Source organism: Achromobacter sp. SD115, assembly GCF_017355315.1.
In the GTDB taxonomy this organism is placed as follows: Bacteria; Pseudomonadota; Gammaproteobacteria; order Burkholderiales; family Burkholderiaceae_B; genus Achromobacter; species Achromobacter xylosoxidans_B.
The window spans coordinates 203,754-218,129 of the sequence record NZ_JADIJM010000010.1 but is presented as its reverse complement, the minus strand read 5'-3'; the positions used below and the strand labels follow the sequence as shown (position 1 = coordinate 218,129).

Below are 14,376 nucleotides of genomic sequence, written 5' to 3'. Positions count from 1 at the left end.
CGGCTCTAGGGCGTTTAAAAAATCCCAGTATTTAGAACCTACAACCCAAATTGCACCAACTTGGTGCGGGAAATATGTAAATGAATGCTCCTTCTTAGGGCATTCCCCTAGTGTGACAATCCCGCTTCTGGTGCAGAATCTCATCCCATGCAGGTGAGGAGACAAAGCCCTGCATGGGCAAATACCGGCGGCACCGGTACATAAAAAAAGTAAAGCAGTACCCAAAAAAAGCAAAACGCACAGCGGCTGGCACCAGGTAGTGCCAGCCGTTGTCGCATAAAAAGCCGGCATTTCAAGTACCAGGGCTTTTCAGGCGCCGCGTTTCGCGATAATCAGACAGGGTCAGCTCATCCCAGCTATGTCGGAATCGCGCCTTTCATCCTCGAAACCAGCCTCGACTCCCTATTGGCGCCGCAACTTGCGGTTGATCCTGGTGCTGCTCGTCGTCTGGGCCGCGCTGACCTTCATTCCCGCCTATTTCGCCCGCAGCCTGAACTTCGACTTCATCGGCTGGCCCTTCGCATTCTGGATGGCGGCCTATGGCGCGCCGCTGGCCTACCTGATCATCATCGGTATCTACGCCCGGGTCATGAATCGCGCCGATGAGCGCTTCGAAGAGCCCGGAGGACACCGCTGATGCCGTTTTTCAGCGGAGATACGCCCCAGCAATTCAGAGTCCGGTTGCGCCGCATCTACGTGCTGTACACGGCGGGCTTCGCGCTGATGATCCTGTTGATGGCGCTGGCCGAGATCCTCGGAATGCCGCGCAACTGGATCGGCTACGTGTTCCTGCTGGTCACGGTCAGCCTGTACGCCGGCATCGGCATCGTCTGCCGGACCTCGGACCAGGTCGAGTACTACGTGGCCGGCCGGCGGGTGCCGGCGATCTACAACGGCATGGCCACGGCCGCCGACTGGATGTCGGTGGCGTCCTTCATCGGCGTGGCGGGCACGCTCTACCTGACGGGCTATGGCGGGCTGGCCTACATCATGGGCTGGACCGGCGGCTACGTGCTGGTGGCGATGCTGCTGGCGCCCTACTTGCGCCGCTTCGGCCAATACACCATTCCCGACTTCATGGGCGCGCGCTATGGCGGCAACATGCCGCGCCTGGCGGGCGTGGCCTGCGCCATTCTCTGTTCCTTCACCTATCTGGTGGCGCAGATCTACGGCGTGGGCATCATCACCACCCGCATGACCGGAATTTCGTTCGAGCTCGGCATCTTCGTGGCGCTGGGCGGCATGCTGGTCTGTTCGTTCCTGGGGGGCATGCGCGCGGTCACCTGGACGCAGGTGGGGCAGTACATCATCCTGGTGATCGCCTATCTGGTGCCGGTGGTGTGGCTGTCGATCAAGCACACCAATATGCCCGTGCCGCAGTTGTCGGCTGGCGTGGTGCTGCAGCAGGTCACCGAAAAAGAGGTGTACCTGCAGAATGATCCCTCCGAAATCGAGGCGCGCCGGCTTTGGCAAGAGCGCGCCAACGAGATGGGCCGCCGGGTGGCGGCATTGCCCGAATCCTGGACGCTGGAAAAGGACAAGCTGCGCAGCCGGCTGGCCCAGCTCAACGCCACCGATGCGCCCATGGTCGAGATCCGCTCGGCGGAGCGCGAGCTGTCCAGCTACCCCGGCAGCGTGGAAGAGGCGCGCATTGCATGGTCGCAGTCCAAAGCCACTTTCGAAGCGCGGGCGGCGCCGGCCACGCCGCATGCGGAACCCTTTCCCTCCAAGGACCCGGAAGAGCAGCGCAACATGCGCATCAACTTCCTGGCGCTGGTGCTCTGTCTGATGCTGGGCACCGCGGGCATGCCGCATATCCTGATGCGCTCATACACCACGCCTTCGGTCATCGAGGCGCGCAAGTCGGTGTGCTGGTCGCTGCTGTTCATCCTGCTGCTGTACTTCATGGCGCCGGCGCTGGCGCTGCTGGTGAAGTACGAGGTCTATACCCAGGTGGTGGGATCCAGCTTCCTCAGCCTGCCCAATTGGGTGCATGCCTGGAGCGCCGTCGACAGCAATCTGCTGGACGTGACCGACGTCAACCGCGACGGCATCGTGCAGCTCAGCGAGATCAGCATGGGCGCCGACGTGGTGGTGCTGGCCATGCCGGAAATCGGCGGCTTGCCTTACGTGATATCGGCCCTGGTGGCGGCGGGCGGCCTGGCCGCGGCGCTATCCACCGCCGACGGCTTGTTGCTGACGCTGTCCAACTCCCTGTCGCACGACATGTGGTACCGGATGGTGTCGCCGCGTATGTCGGCAGCGCGCCGCGTGATGGTGTCCAAGATCTTGCTGCTGCTGGTGGCGTTTGGCGCCGCCTGGGTGGCCGCGCGCAAGCCGGCGGACATACTCTTCATGGTGTCGGCCGCGTTTTCCTTTGCGGCTTCGTCCTTCTTCCCGGCCCTGGTCATGGGCGTGTTCTGGCGCCGCGCCAACAAATGGGGCGCGACGCTGGGCATGGCGGCGGGACTGGCGGTGACGTTCGCCTACATGACCCACACGCATCCGTGGCTGCGCGAATGGGTGCTGGGCATTTCGCGCACGCAGCCGGTGGACCTGTGGTGGGGCATTCAGCCGATCGCGGCGGGCGTGTTCGGCGCGCCGGTGGCTTTCCTGACGATCATCGTGGTATCGCTGCTGACGCCGCCGCCCGACCGCGCCACGCTGGCGCTGGTGGACTATCTGCGCCATCCGGGCGCGTCCAAGCCGCAGGGGGAGCGCGCCTAAGGCGTGCCGCAGGCGTCGGCCTTACGGTTTTCCGGGTCGATGCAGGACGCCCACTGCGCCGCAGGCATGGCTTGCAGCAAGGTATAGGTCTGGCCGGGCGCCCATAGCCATTGCACGCCGCCCGGCGTCCGGCCGGCGGCGTCCCAGATCCGCTTGCGTTGCGCGGCGCTCATGGGGAACTGTCCGTTGCCGTCGCTGGTGCCTTTTGCCAGGACCTGGGCGGGGTCGCGCTTGGCGGCATAGATGCTGGCCGTGCCCTCGGCAGTCTTCCTGGGCTGCACGACGGTCCAGTCGTAGTGGTACGAGTCCAGCGCGGGCGCTTGCCAGGCCGGGCCGGGCAGTACCAGCACGGCGTACGGGTTCGGGCTGGCGCGGTAGGGCAGCCCCAGCACGGGGGCCTCGTCCGCCCATGTCTGCCGTTGGCGCAAATAGCGCAGCGCCTCGCGGCCTTGGGCATCGTGCGTCACGACTTCGAACGCGTCGTCGGATTTTTCTTGATACGAAATGGTGCGCAGGAGCCGGCCCGCTTCGTCATGCACGTAGCGGGTCACGGGCCGGGACGCTGCGGCGCAATCGTTGGCGCCCAGCTCGGCCAGCCAGCCGTGGGCGTCGTAGCGCAGGCAGAACCGCGCTGGCGGGTTGCGGCGGCCGTCCCAAGCGCGCGAGCGTTCTTCGTAGCCCGTCAAGCGGCCGCTGGCGTCATAGTAGAAGCGCGTTTCCGCGTGCGGCGCGGGGAGCGCGGCCATGCCCGATTCCCGGGCTTCCTGCACGGCGCTGGCGCTGTAGCGGGCAATGCCGCATAAATGCCGACGGCCGTCCGCGCCGGTTTCCCAGCGCAGCATGGTGACGCCGATGCGGGCGTTGGGCGCGGCCGCGTAGACCGACCAGTCCACGCGTTCGGCCCAGATGACGGCGGTGGCGCGGGCGCCCGTGTCGATGGCGACGCTTGGCAGCCATGAGCGGATACGAGAACCGTCCAGCGCCAGCAAAGTATTCGTGTCGTCCAGGGAAATGTCCATCACCCTGGTTTGGCGCTCTGCGGACGCGGCCAGCGGTTCGCAGAGCGCGTTCGCCAGCCCGGGCGCCATGGACAGCGCCGTCAGCGCAAGCAGGCGCAGCGTGCAATCAGAGCGTGGCATTGTGCAGGTAGGCGATCAGCCCCCAGAGTTCGCTGCTGACGCCGCCCAGGCGCAGGGCGCCATTGCGTGTGTCCATCAGCAGGAAGGGGTAGGCGTTGCGCTCCAGCTTGCCGGGAGGAGGCAGCCGGTAAGGCGTGAAGTGTTCGCCCGATAGCAGGTAAGTATTGGTCATGTCGCCGACATCCACATGCAGGTACCAGACGGTCAGGTCCGTGACGTTGAGAGCCGGGTCCGCTTCGGGGTATATGCCGCCCTGGCCGGCGGGGATGGCGCTGTCCAGCACGGCCATGAGCACGGCGCGCGGGCCGGGTCTTGGAAAGTAGCCGCCTTCGCCGCCGCGCTGCGTGAAGGCCTGGCGGATGAACCCCGCGCCGCGCGTGCCAGGCGTCACCGTGCGGGCGAACAGCGCGTCCAGCTCGGTCTCCGAGAGCGGGCGGGGCGTTGCGGACAGCCGGTCCAGGTCTTGCTTGAAAGCGGTGAGCCAGGTGCGGTAGCGCACGAGTTCGGCGGCGCGGTTGAAGTCCTGGGCCCAGGCGTTGCCTGCCGCCAGAAGGCCCAGGCCGCCCAGGCACAGAGCCGCCGCCAGCCAGCGGCGGATGCGGAAGTACGCCGTCGGCTGGGCGCGGGGCTTCAATGCGAGACGGATTTCGAGAAGACGTTCATCACCACCACGCCGGCGATGATGAGTCCGATGCCGATCAGCGCGGGCGTGTCCAGGTGTTGCTTGAACAGCACCGCGCCCACGATGGAAATCAGCACGATGCCCACGCCGGACCAGATCGCGTAGGCGATGCCCACGGGAATTTCGCGCAGCGTCAGCGACAGGAAATAGAACGAGATCAGGTAGCCGACCACCGTGATGATGGACGGCGTCAGGCGCGTGAAGCCTTCGGATCCCTTGAGCGCGCTGGTCGCGAAGATCTCGGCGATGATGGCCACACCCAGGTAGAGCCACTTCATTTGCGCGATCCTTCGGATTGCCGCAGCAGCACCAGCAGGGCGCCAGCGCCGCCTTCGCGTTCGGGCGCTTCGGAAAATGCCAGCACTTCGCTTTTCTGCACCAGCCAGGTGCGCGCCTTGTCCTTCAAGACCGGTTCCAGCCCCTGCGAGCCGTAGCCCTTGCCGTGCACCACGCGCACGCAGCGGATGCCGTGTTCCTGGCATTCGTCCAGGAACGACAGCAGGGCGTGGCGGGCCTGTTCCACCCGCAGGCCGTGCAGGTCCAGCTCGGCGCCGGCGCGCCATTGGCCGCGGCGCAGGTTGCGGGCGGTATCGGGCGCGGCGTCGCTGCGCACGAAGGCGGTTCCGGCTTCGGACAGCAGGTGTGTGATTTCACCGCCATCGGAGACCCCGGCATCGGCGCGCGCGGGCGTTTCGCCCAAGGCATTGGCGCGGCGCAGCGCGGGCGCGGGTTCCGCCACGGGCTTGTGTTCCACCCGGGCGGCCTGCTTGATCGGCGTGACCGACTTCATGGTGCGCTTGAACGCCGCCATGTCGTCCACGGGGGCGGTTTCGGGCTTTTTCAGCACCGCCACCCGCTGGGCGAGGGCGGCGCGCTCGCGTTCGGCCTGCAGGTCTTTCTTCAGGCGTTTCAGGTCGGCCAGGCCGACCTTACTGCCCCGCATTCTCCAGCCACCGTTGTGCGTCCAGCGCGGCCATGCAGCCCGTGCCGGCGCTGGTGATGGCCTGGCGGTAGACGTGGTCCTGCACGTCGCCGGCGGCGAACACGCCCGGGACCGAGGTCATGGTGGCCATGCCGGACAGGCCGCTCTTGGTGACGATGTAGCCGTCCTTCATTTCCAGCTGGCCCTGGAAGATCTCGGTGTTGGGCTGGTGGCCGATGGCGATGAAGGCGCCGGTGACCGTCATGTCCTCGGTGGCGCCGGTGTCCACGTGGCGCACGCGCACGCCGGTCACGCCGCTGTCGTCGCCCAGTACTTCTTCCAGGGTATGGAACAGCTTCAGTTCCATGTTGCCGTTCTCGACCTTGCTCATGAGCTTGTCGACCAGGATGGGCTCGGCGCGGAATTTGTCGCGGCGGTGGATCAGGGTGACCTTGCGGCAGATGTTCGACAGGTACAGCGCTTCTTCCACGGCGGTATTGCCGCCGCCGACCACGACCACGTCCTGGTTGCGGTAGAAGAAGCCGTCGCAGGTGGCGCAGCCGGACACGCCGCGGCCCATGAAGGCCTCTTCCGAGGGCAGGCCGAGATACTTGGCCGAGGCGCCGGTGGCGATGATCAGGGCGTCGCAGGTGTAGATCTTGCCGGTGTCGCCCGTGAGGGTGAACGGGCGCTTGGACACATCGACCTTGGCAATGTGGTCGAAGATCATTTCGGTGTTGAAGCGTTCGGCGTGCTTCTGGAAGCGCTGCATCAGGTCCGGACCCTGCACGCCATCGGCGTCGGCCGGCCAATTGTCGACGTCCGTGGTGGTCATGAGCTGGCCGCCTTGGGCCAGACCTGTAACAAGAACAGGGCTCAGATTGGCGCGTGCCGCATAGACGGCCGCCGTGTAACCGGCAGGGCCGGAACCGAGTATCAAAACTTTAGCGTGCGTAGGCGTGGACATGGGCGGGTATCTTTAGGTTAACGCCCAATTATAATGAGCCGCATGCCGCGTATCTCGACTGCTTCTCCGCGCGCCTCGCGCAACACCCGTAACGGGCCTTCCCCCCTGCAGACGCGCTTGTCCGCGCTGCTGCGTGAAGCCCGTTGGATCCTCTTCGCCGCCCTGGCGGCCTGGCTGACGCTGGTGCTGGCCACCTGGAACGCCGCCGACCCGGGCTGGTCGCATTCCGTCCCCGCCGGCGCCATCCACAACCGGGGCGGGACCCTGGGCGCCTATCTGGCGGACATCCTGCTCTATCTGTTCGGTTTTTCCGCCTGGTGGTGGGTGATTTTGCTGCTGCACCGGGTGCGGGCGGGCTACCGCCGCCTGGCCAGCCACCTTCGCGTTACCAATAGTAAGCAACCGGAAGTGTTGCCCCGCGTCCACTGGGAAGAAGGCATCGGCTTCTTCCTGCTGCTGGTTGGTTCGCTGGGCATGGAAGCCCTGCGCCTGGCCAGCCGCGGCACGCACCTGCCCGGCGCCTCGGAAAACACCAGCGGCGCCGGCGGCGTGATCGGCCAGACGTTGGCAGACCTGATCGGCCGCAGCATCGGCTTCACTGGCAGCACCTTGGCCTTCCTGGTCATGCTGGCCATCGGCCTGAGCCTGTTCTTCTCGTTCTCGTGGCTGTCCATCGCCGAACGCGTGGGCTCCTGGCTGGAAGGCCTGGTACGCCGCGTGCGCGATTCCTATGCCGCGCGCGAAGACCGCAAGGTCGGTGAAGTCGCCAAGGCCGTGCGCACCGAACAGGTCGTGGCCAAGCAGGAAAAACTGGTCCATGAGCAGCCGGTCCGGATCGAACCGGCGATTACCGTGGTGCCCAAGTCCGAACGGGTCGAAAAGGAAAAACAGCAATCGCTGTTCTTCGCGCCCTCGGGCGGCGCCGAAGGCGACCTGCCGGCGATCAGCCTGCTGGATCCGCCCCTGGCCAACCAGGAAACGGTGTCGGCCGAAACCATTGAATTCACCTCGCGCCTGATCGAAAAGAAGCTGGCCGACTTCGGCGTGTCGGTCACCGTGGTGGCGGCGCAGGCTGGCCCGGTCATCACGCGCTACGAAATCGAGCCCGCCACGGGCGTGAAGGGCAGCCAGATCGTCAACCTGGCCAAGGACCTGGCGCGCGCGCTCAGCCTGGTCAGCATCCGGGTGGTGGAAACCATTCCGGGCAAGAACCTGATGGGCCTGGAACTGCCCAACCCGCGCCGCCAGATGGTGCGCCTGTCCGAGATCCTGGGTTCGCAGACCTATCACGCCAGCCATTCGGTCGTGACGATGGCGCTGGGCAAGGACATCGCCGGCAACCCGGTGGTGGCCGACCTGGCCAAGATGCCCCACCTGCTGGTGGCGGGTACGACCGGTTCGGGCAAGTCGGTGGGGATCAACGCCATGATCCTGTCGCTGCTGTACAAGGCGGACGCGTCCCACACCCGGCTGATCCTGATCGACCCGAAGATGCTCGAAATGAGCGTCTACGAAGGCATTCCGCACTTGCTGGCGCCGGTGGTCACCGACATGCGCCATGCTTCCAACGCGCTGAACTGGTGCGTGGGCGAAATGGAAAAGCGCTACCGCCTGATGAGCAAGATGGGCGTGCGCAACCTGGCGGGCTACAACACCAAGATCCGCGACGCGATCAAGCGCGAGGAACCCATCCCCAATCCGTTCTCGCTGACGCCGGACGCACCCGAGCCGCTGTCGCCGCTGCCCACCATCGTGGTGGTCATCGACGAACTCGCCGACCTGATGATGGTGGTGGGCAAGAAGATCGAAGAACTGATCGCCCGCCTGGCGCAGAAGGCGCGCGCCGCCGGCATCCACCTGATCCTGGCCACGCAGCGTCCCAGTGTGGACGTGATCACCGGCCTGATCAAGGCCAACATCCCGACGCGCATCGCGTTCCAGGTGTCGTCCAAGATCGACTCGCGCACCATTCTGGACCAGATGGGCGCGGAAACCCTGCTGGGCCAGGGCGACATGCTCTACATGCCGCCAGGCACCGGCCTGCCGGTGCGCGTGCACGGCGCGTTCTGCAGCGATGACGAAGTGCACCGCGTGGTGGAAAGCCTCAAGGCGCAGGGCGAACCCAACTACATCGAAGGCCTGCTGGAAGGCGGCTTGGACGGTGACGGCGGCGAAGGCGCCAGCAGCGTCACCGGCATCGGCGGCGACGCCGAATCGGATCCGATGTACGACCAGGCGTGCGAAGTGGTGCTCAAGCACCGCCGCGCCTCCATCTCGCTGGTGCAACGCCACCTGCGCATTGGTTACAACCGTGCTGCCCGGTTACTGGAGCAGATGGAGCAATCGGGTATGGTGTCGGCGATGCAGTCCAATGGCAACCGCGAGATCCTCGTTCCCGCGGCCGCCGCCGCCCGAGAGGAAGCTTGATGAAGATGTTCCGCCGACTGGCCGCCGTCGCGGCCCTGAGCCTGGCGCCCGCCCTGGCGTTCGCCGCCAGCGCGCAGGAGCAGTTGCGCGCCTTCGTGGCCACGGTGACCTCCGCCACCGGTTCGTTCTCGCAGTACACGGTGAACAACCAGGGCCGCACGCAGCCTGCCCAGACCGGCGTGTTTTCGTTCCAGCGCCCCGGCAAATTCAAGTGGGCGGTGCAGAAGCCCTATGAACAGCTGGTGGTGTCGGATGGCCGCCAGGTGTTCCAGTTCGATCCGGACCTGGCCCAGGTGACCGAACGCAAGGTCGACGCCGCCATCGGCACCTCGCCTGCGGCCATCCTGTTCGGCTCGGGCTCGCTGGAGCAGTCGTTCGACGTCTCGGCCCTGCCGTCCAAGGACGGGATCGACTGGTTGCGCGCCAAGCCGCGCACCGCCGATGCGGGTTTCTCGCGCGTGGACATCGGCATGAAGGACAATTTGCCGGTGCGCGTGGAGCTGCTGGACTCGTTTGGACAAACCACCCGCGTGGATCTGTCCGGCATTGCCGCCAATCCACAGCTGCCGGCCAAGGAATTCCAATTCGTCGCGCCCAAGGGCGTGGACGTGGTGAAGATGTGATGAAAAATGCCCGGCGTCGCCGGGCATTTTTTTTAAGCGCAAGGACCTCTCAAGGACGCTTATACGCGATGCAATCGACCTCGACCTTGGCGTCGACGACCAACGAAGACTGCACACAGGCCCGCGCCGGCGGGTTCTCCCCAAAATACTCCTTGAACACCTTGTTGAACGACGCGAAGTCGCGCGCGTCGTCCAGCCATACGCCGCAGCGCACCACGTGTTCGGGGCCGTAGCCGGCTTCCTTCAGGATGGCCAGGACCTGCTGGATGGCCTTGTGCGATTGGGTCACGATGCCGCCTTCGACGACTTCGCCATTGTCCATCGGCACTTGGCCGGACACGTGAAGCCAGCCGTCGGCCGCGACCGCGCGGGCAAAGGGCATGTGCGAGCCGCCCTGGCCGGTGCCGCCGGCGACGCCGTAGCGGGTGATGCCGTTGTTGTCGGCGGTGGGAGCTGTGCTCATGGTTCTCTCCTTGGAATGAGGGTCGGTCTGGCGCAGGGCGCCTATTGGAAGTTCTTACGCAGGTCGCCGCTGCGCGGCAGCCAGCGGCCGGCGCGGTCGCCCGTGGCCTCGCCCTGGCGGTAGGACAGGGCGCCATTGACCCAGACCGCCTCGATGCCCGCGGCGGTCTGCACCGGGGCGGCGAAGGTGGCGCGGTCGATCACCGTGGCCGGATCGAACAGCACCAGGTCCGCATGATAGCCCTCGCGCACCAGCCCACGATCGGCCAGGCCGAAGCGGGCGGCGGACAGGCCGGTCATCTTGTGCACGGCCTCGGTCAGCGGGAACAGGCCCACGTCGCGGCTGTAGTGTCCCAGCACGCGCGGGAACGCGCCCCACAGCCGGGGATGCGGCATGGGGTCGTTGGGCAGGCCGTCGGAGCCCACCATGGTGAGCCGGTGCGACAGCACGCGGCGCACGTCGTCTTCGTGCATGTTGTGGTACACAGCGCCGGCCGGCTGCAGGCGCGCGGCCGCCTCCACCAAGGGCAGGCCCCAGTCGGCGGCAATGTCGGCGAGCTTGCGGCGGGCCTGCTCCGGATGCGGCACCGACCAGGTGATGTCGATGTCGAACTCGTCAGTGACCTGCTTCAAGTCCAGCGTGGACGAGCTGGCGGAATAGGGATAGCAGTCGCAGCCCACGTGTTGCAGGCGGCCCGCGGTTTCCAGCGTGGCCAGGACTTCCTTCGTGCGGCCCCAGTTGCCGGCGCCGGCGCACTTCAGGTGCGAGACCACCACGGGCACGCGGGCGTGCTGGGCGATGTCGAAGGCTTCCTGCATGGCCTCCAGGATGGCGGCGAATTCCGAGCGCAGATGAGTGGTGTAGAGCGCGCCGAATTCGTCCAGGGCCTCGGCCAGCAGCTTGACCTCATCGGTGTCCGCGTCGAAGGCGGAGGCATAGGCCAGCCCCGTGCTCAGGCCGATGGCGCCATGCGCCAGCGCGTCGCGCAGCTGCTCGCGCATGGCCAGCACTTCCTCGCGCGTGGCGGCGCGGTCGAGCCGGTCCATGTGATTGCTGCGCAGGGCGGTGTGGCCGACCAGCGCCGCCACGTTCACGGCAGGCTGCGCGGCCTCGATGGCGCGGGTGTAGTCGGCAAAGGTGGGATAGCTGAAATCCGCGCGGGACCCCAGCAGGTTCATCGGATCCGGCGGTTCGCCGCGCAAGGCCACGGGCGAGGCGCTGATGCCGCAATTGCCCACCACCACGGTGGTCACGCCCTGGGACAGCTTGGGCAGCATGTCCGGCGTGCGGATGACGTTGGTGTCGTCATGGGTATGCACGTCGATGAAGCCGGGAGCCAGCGCCAGGCGGGTGCCGTCGAAAATATGGCGGGCGGCCGCGCCGGGCAGGTCGCCGATGGCGGCGATGCGGCCGTCGGCCAGCGCCACGCTGGCGCGGTAGGCGGGTTCGCCGGTGCCGTCCAGGACCAGCACATTGCCTATGAGGGTGTCGTACATCTTGTGTTCCAGTTCAATCGCCCAGCGGCAGGCGGTTCGGGCCGCCGCGGTGTTCGTCCAGCGCCAGCTTGATGCGGCGCAGGCGCTCCCGGTTTTCTTCCTGGTTCAGCATGGCCAGTTCGGTCGAGAGCAGGTCTATGGCCAGCATCATCGCGTAGCGCGACGCCGAGGGCTTGTAGATGAAGTCGGTTTCGTCGGTGCGGATGGGCAGGACCACGTCGGCCAGCCCGGCCAGCGCCGAGGTCGCGTCGGTGATGGCGACGATGCGCGCCTGGTACTGCTTGACGATGCGGGCCGCGCCCACGATTTCAGGCGTCAGGCCCGAGGCCGACAGGATCAGTACCGCATCGCGCTCGTCCAGGGTGGCCGCGACCATGCGCAGCAGCACCGCGTCGCTGTACACGGCGATGGGGTAGCCCAGCCGCACCAGGCGCGACTGCACTTCCTGCGCCAGCACGGCCGACGCGCCGCCCATGCCGAACACGTAGATCATGCGGGCGCCGTCGACGATGCCCGCCGCGGCTTCGAACAGCTGCTCGGTGAAGTTGGGCAGGTGCGCGCGCAACGTGCTTTCGATGTCGGCGTAGATGCGGGCGTAGAAGGTGCTTTCCTCGGGCGGCGCGCTGGGGTCGAGAAAGCGGCTGCCCACGGTGCTGGCCTGGGCCAGCTTCAGCTTCAGGTCGCGCGTGTCGTCGCAGCCGACCGTGCGGGCGAAGCGCGAGATGGTGGCGATGCTGACGCCGGCCTTGGCGGCCAGTTGGTCGACGGTGGCGCTGGCGCCCCAGATGATGTCGTCCAGGATGGCGTCGGCGACTTTGCGTTCGGTCACGCTCAGCGAGTCCCGTCGACTGCGTATCTGGAAGACGATGTCGCGGATGATGTTCATGTGGGCTTCCTGGGTCTGGTCTGGACAGGGCGGCGATCAGGCGGCCAGTTCGGCATCGCCGATGCGCGAACAAGCCACATAGTGGCCCGGACCGACGTTGGCGGCCTGCGCCTCGGTGGTCGCGCAGCTTTCGATGGCGTACGGGCAGCGGGTGCGGAACACGCAGCCGGAAGGCGGATTGACCGGGCTGGGGATGTCGCCCTTGAGCAGGATACGCGAGCGCGGCGCGCGCGGGTCCGGCACCGGCGCGGCGGACAGCAGCGCGCGGGTATAGGGATGGCGGGGGCGGGCATAGACCTCGCTGGTGGGGCCGCGTTCCATGACGCGGCCCAGGTACATCACCACGACCTCGTCGCACAGATAGTCCACCACCGCCAGGTCGTGGGCCACGAACAGCATGGTCAGCCCCAGGTCACGCTGCAGGTCCTGCAGCAGGTTCAGCACCTGTGCCTGCACCGAGACGTCCAAGGCCGAGACCGGCTCGTCGGCCACGATGAAATCGGGTTCGACCGCCAGGGCGCGGGCGATGCCGATGCGCTGGCGCTGGCCGCCCGAGAACTCGTGCGGATAGCGGCGGCTGTGGTCGGCGTTCAGCCCCACGCGTTCCAGCAGCTCGCCGATGCGGGCCATGCGGCGGTTCTGCGCCAGGCGGTGCGTGTCCAGCGCCTCGCCCAGGATCTCGGCCACCGTCATGCGCGGGTTGAGGCTGGCGTAAGGGTCCTGGAACACGATCTGCATGCGGCGGCGCCAGGGCAGCATCTGCTTTTCGGACAGCTTGGTGATGTCCTGGCCGTCGAACAGGATGCGTCCAGCGGTGGGCGCGAACAGGCGCAGCAGGGCGCGGCCCGTGGTGGTCTTGCCGGAGCCGGACTCTCCGACCAGACCGACGATGGTGTTGCGCGGCACGTCGAAGCTGACGCCGTCCACGGCCTTCACCACAGGGGCGTTGCGCGCCTGCGAGGTGGGGAAGTGGACTTTCAGGTCCTGGATCCGCACCAGCGGCTCTTCGGCGCGGATGGGAATGGGGCTAGTCGTCATATCGGATTCACCTTGATGCAGCGCGCGCGGTGTTCGGTCTGCACTGGCAGGAGTTCGGGCACGGCGGCGCGGCAGTCGTCGGCGGCCAGGGGACAGCGCGGCGCGAAGGTACAGCCGGGCGGCAGCGACAGCACGCTGGGCACGTTGCCGGGAATGGCGCGCAGGCGTTCGCCGGAGGCCAGCAGGGCGGCGGTGGGAATGCAGGACAGCAAACCGCGGGTGTAGGGATGGGTGGGCTTTTCGAACAGGTCGTAGACGCCGGCGTCCTCGACCACGCGGCCCGCGTACATGACCGCCACGCGATGCGCGATCTCGGCCACCACGCCCAGGTTGTGGGTGATGAATAGGATGCTCATGTTCATCTCGGCCTGCAGCCGGCGCAGCAGGTCCAGGATCTGCGCCTGCACGGTCACATCCAGCGCGGTGGTGGGCTCGTCGGCGATCAGCACGGCGGGGTTGCAGGCCAGGGCCAAAGCGATCATCACGCGCTGGCGCATGCCGCCCGACATCTGGTGCGGGTACTCGTTGACGCGGCGGTCGGCCGCCGGGATTTCCACGCGCTCCAGCATTTCGCGGGCGCGCCGGAGCGCGGCGTCATAGGAGCCGCCTTCGTGCTGCAGCACGGCCTCGGCGATCTGGTCGCCCACTGTGTACAGCGGGTTCAGGCTGGTCATGGGCTCCTGGAAGATCATGGCGATTTCGGCCCCGCGGATCTTGCGCAGGGTGGCCGGCGTGGCCTGAGCCAGATCGTGCTGCGCGCCCTGGCGGTCGCGGTACAGGATCCTGCCGGCCTCGATGCGGCCGGCCGGTTTGGGCAGCAGGCCCATGATGGACAGGCTGGTCACGGACTTGCCGGAACCGGACTCGCCGACGATGGCCAGCGTTTCGCCGCGGGCCAGGTCGAAGGTCACACCATCCACCGATTTGGCGATGCCGTCGCGGCTGTGGAACCAGGTCTTCAGCCCTTCCACGGAAAGCACGACGTCTCGGGTGCTTGCGGTCATGA

At 66.8% G+C, this 14,376-nt stretch carries 14 protein-coding genes; 4 read left to right on the top strand and 10 right to left on the bottom strand.

What is annotated here, in order from left to right; genetic code table 11:
- The first annotated feature begins 358 nt into the window (after positions 1–358).
- Positions 359–637, top strand: a complete 279-nt coding sequence (locus IPU70_RS16630; protein WP_207468748.1) for a DUF4212 domain-containing protein — start codon at positions 359–361, stop codon at positions 635–637.
- Positions 637–2,727 (top strand): sodium:solute symporter family protein, encoded by a 2,091-nt coding sequence (locus tag IPU70_RS16625; RefSeq protein WP_207468747.1) that lies wholly within the window; start codon positions 637–639, stop codon positions 2,725–2,727. Before IPU70_RS16630 ends, IPU70_RS16625 begins: the two co-directional genes overlap by 1 nt.
- On the opposite strand, the gene IPU70_RS16620 is transcribed toward IPU70_RS16625, so the two are convergent.
- From IPU70_RS16620 to trxB, 5 genes are read right to left on the bottom strand one after another with little or no spacing between them, the layout of a single operon-like run.
- Positions 2,724–3,866 carry a hypothetical protein gene (locus IPU70_RS16620; RefSeq protein ID WP_207468746.1) on the bottom strand — a complete coding sequence of 381 codons (1,143 nt, stop codon included), beginning with the start codon at positions 3,864–3,866 and terminating at the stop codon, positions 2,724–2,726. The genes IPU70_RS16625 and IPU70_RS16620 overlap by 4 nt on opposite strands.
- Complete coding sequence (locus tag IPU70_RS16615) at positions 3,853–4,500, bottom strand: hypothetical protein (RefSeq protein ID WP_207468745.1); 648 nt, start codon at positions 4,498–4,500, stop codon at positions 3,853–3,855. Before IPU70_RS16615 ends, IPU70_RS16620 begins: the two co-directional genes overlap by 14 nt.
- Positions 4,497–4,826 (bottom strand): multidrug efflux SMR transporter, encoded by a 330-nt coding sequence (locus IPU70_RS16610; RefSeq protein ID WP_013391892.1) that lies wholly within the window; start codon positions 4,824–4,826, stop codon positions 4,497–4,499. Before IPU70_RS16610 ends, IPU70_RS16615 begins: the two co-directional genes overlap by 4 nt.
- Positions 4,823–5,491, bottom strand: a complete 669-nt coding sequence (locus tag IPU70_RS16605; RefSeq protein ID WP_207468744.1) for a Smr/MutS family protein — start codon at positions 5,489–5,491, stop codon at positions 4,823–4,825. The genes IPU70_RS16610 and IPU70_RS16605 overlap by 4 nt, the downstream gene beginning before the upstream one ends.
- Positions 5,478–6,437 carry a thioredoxin-disulfide reductase gene (gene trxB, locus IPU70_RS16600; protein WP_207468743.1) on the bottom strand — a complete coding sequence of 320 codons (960 nt, stop codon included), beginning with the start codon at positions 6,435–6,437 and terminating at the stop codon, positions 5,478–5,480. Before trxB ends, IPU70_RS16605 begins: the two co-directional genes overlap by 14 nt.
- 42 nt (positions 6,438–6,479) lie before the next feature.
- Here trxB and IPU70_RS16595 point away from each other — a divergent pair, with 42 nt between their 5' ends.
- Positions 6,480–8,864, top strand: coding sequence for a DNA translocase FtsK (locus tag IPU70_RS16595; protein ID WP_085947787.1), 2,385 nt, complete (start codon positions 6,480–6,482; stop codon positions 8,862–8,864).
- Complete coding sequence (gene lolA / locus IPU70_RS16590; protein WP_207468742.1) at positions 8,864–9,487, top strand: outer membrane lipoprotein chaperone LolA; 624 nt, start codon at positions 8,864–8,866, stop codon at positions 9,485–9,487. Before IPU70_RS16595 ends, lolA begins: the two co-directional genes overlap by 1 nt.
- A 49-nt stretch (positions 9,488–9,536) precedes the next feature.
- On the opposite strand, the gene IPU70_RS16585 is transcribed toward lolA, so the two are convergent.
- From IPU70_RS16585 to IPU70_RS16565, 5 genes are read right to left on the bottom strand one after another with little or no spacing between them, the layout of a single operon-like run.
- Entirely contained in the window at positions 9,537–9,950 is a 414-nt protein-coding gene (locus IPU70_RS16585; protein WP_013391897.1) for a RidA family protein, read from the bottom strand.
- Between the two features lie 41 nt (positions 9,951–9,991).
- Positions 9,992–11,446, bottom strand: a complete 1,455-nt coding sequence (locus IPU70_RS16580; RefSeq protein WP_207468741.1) for an amidohydrolase family protein — start codon at positions 11,444–11,446, stop codon at positions 9,992–9,994.
- Between the two features lie 13 nt (positions 11,447–11,459).
- Positions 11,460–12,332, bottom strand: coding sequence for a MurR/RpiR family transcriptional regulator (locus IPU70_RS16575; RefSeq protein WP_207468740.1), 873 nt, complete (start codon positions 12,330–12,332; stop codon positions 11,460–11,462).
- A gap of 36 nt (positions 12,333–12,368) precedes the next feature.
- Positions 12,369–13,370, bottom strand: a complete 1,002-nt coding sequence (locus IPU70_RS16570) for an ABC transporter ATP-binding protein (protein WP_013391900.1) — start codon at positions 13,368–13,370, stop codon at positions 12,369–12,371.
- Positions 13,367–14,374, bottom strand: coding sequence for an ABC transporter ATP-binding protein (locus IPU70_RS16565; RefSeq protein ID WP_207468739.1), 1,008 nt, complete (start codon positions 14,372–14,374; stop codon positions 13,367–13,369). Before IPU70_RS16565 ends, IPU70_RS16570 begins: the two co-directional genes overlap by 4 nt.
- Between the last annotated feature and the right edge of the window lie 2 nt (positions 14,375–14,376).

Bases quoted from the DNA above. Each gene is read 5' to 3' on its own strand.
- IPU70_RS16630 (WP_207468748.1), top strand. From the start codon at position 359: ATGTCGGAATCGCGCCTTTCATCCTCGAAACCAGCCTCGACTCCCTAT.
- IPU70_RS16625 (WP_207468747.1), top strand. From the start codon at position 637: ATGCCGTTTTTCAGCGGAGATACGCCCCAGCAATTCAGAGTCCGGTTG.
- IPU70_RS16620 (WP_207468746.1), bottom strand. From the start codon at position 3,866: ATGCCACGCTCTGATTGCACGCTGCGCCTGCTTGCGCTGACGGCGCTG.
- IPU70_RS16610 (WP_013391892.1), bottom strand. From the start codon at position 4,826: ATGAAGTGGCTCTACCTGGGTGTGGCCATCATCGCCGAGATCTTCGCG.
- IPU70_RS16605 (WP_207468744.1), bottom strand. From the start codon at position 5,491: ATGCGGGGCAGTAAGGTCGGCCTGGCCGACCTGAAACGCCTGAAGAAA.
- trxB (WP_207468743.1), bottom strand. From the start codon at position 6,437: ATGTCCACGCCTACGCACGCTAAAGTTTTGATACTCGGTTCCGGCCCT.
- IPU70_RS16595 (WP_085947787.1), top strand. From the start codon at position 6,480: ATGCCGCGTATCTCGACTGCTTCTCCGCGCGCCTCGCGCAACACCCGT.
- lolA (WP_207468742.1), top strand. From the start codon at position 8,864: ATGAAGATGTTCCGCCGACTGGCCGCCGTCGCGGCCCTGAGCCTGGCG.
- IPU70_RS16585 (WP_013391897.1), bottom strand. From the start codon at position 9,950: ATGAGCACAGCTCCCACCGCCGACAACAACGGCATCACCCGCTACGGC.
- IPU70_RS16580 (WP_207468741.1), bottom strand. From the start codon at position 11,446: ATGTACGACACCCTCATAGGCAATGTGCTGGTCCTGGACGGCACCGGC.
- IPU70_RS16575 (WP_207468740.1), bottom strand. From the start codon at position 12,332: ATGAACATCATCCGCGACATCGTCTTCCAGATACGCAGTCGACGGGAC.
- IPU70_RS16570 (WP_013391900.1), bottom strand. From the start codon at position 13,370: ATGACGACTAGCCCCATTCCCATCCGCGCCGAAGAGCCGCTGGTGCGG.
- IPU70_RS16565 (WP_207468739.1), bottom strand. From the start codon at position 14,374: ATGACCGCAAGCACCCGAGACGTCGTGCTTTCCGTGGAAGGGCTGAAG.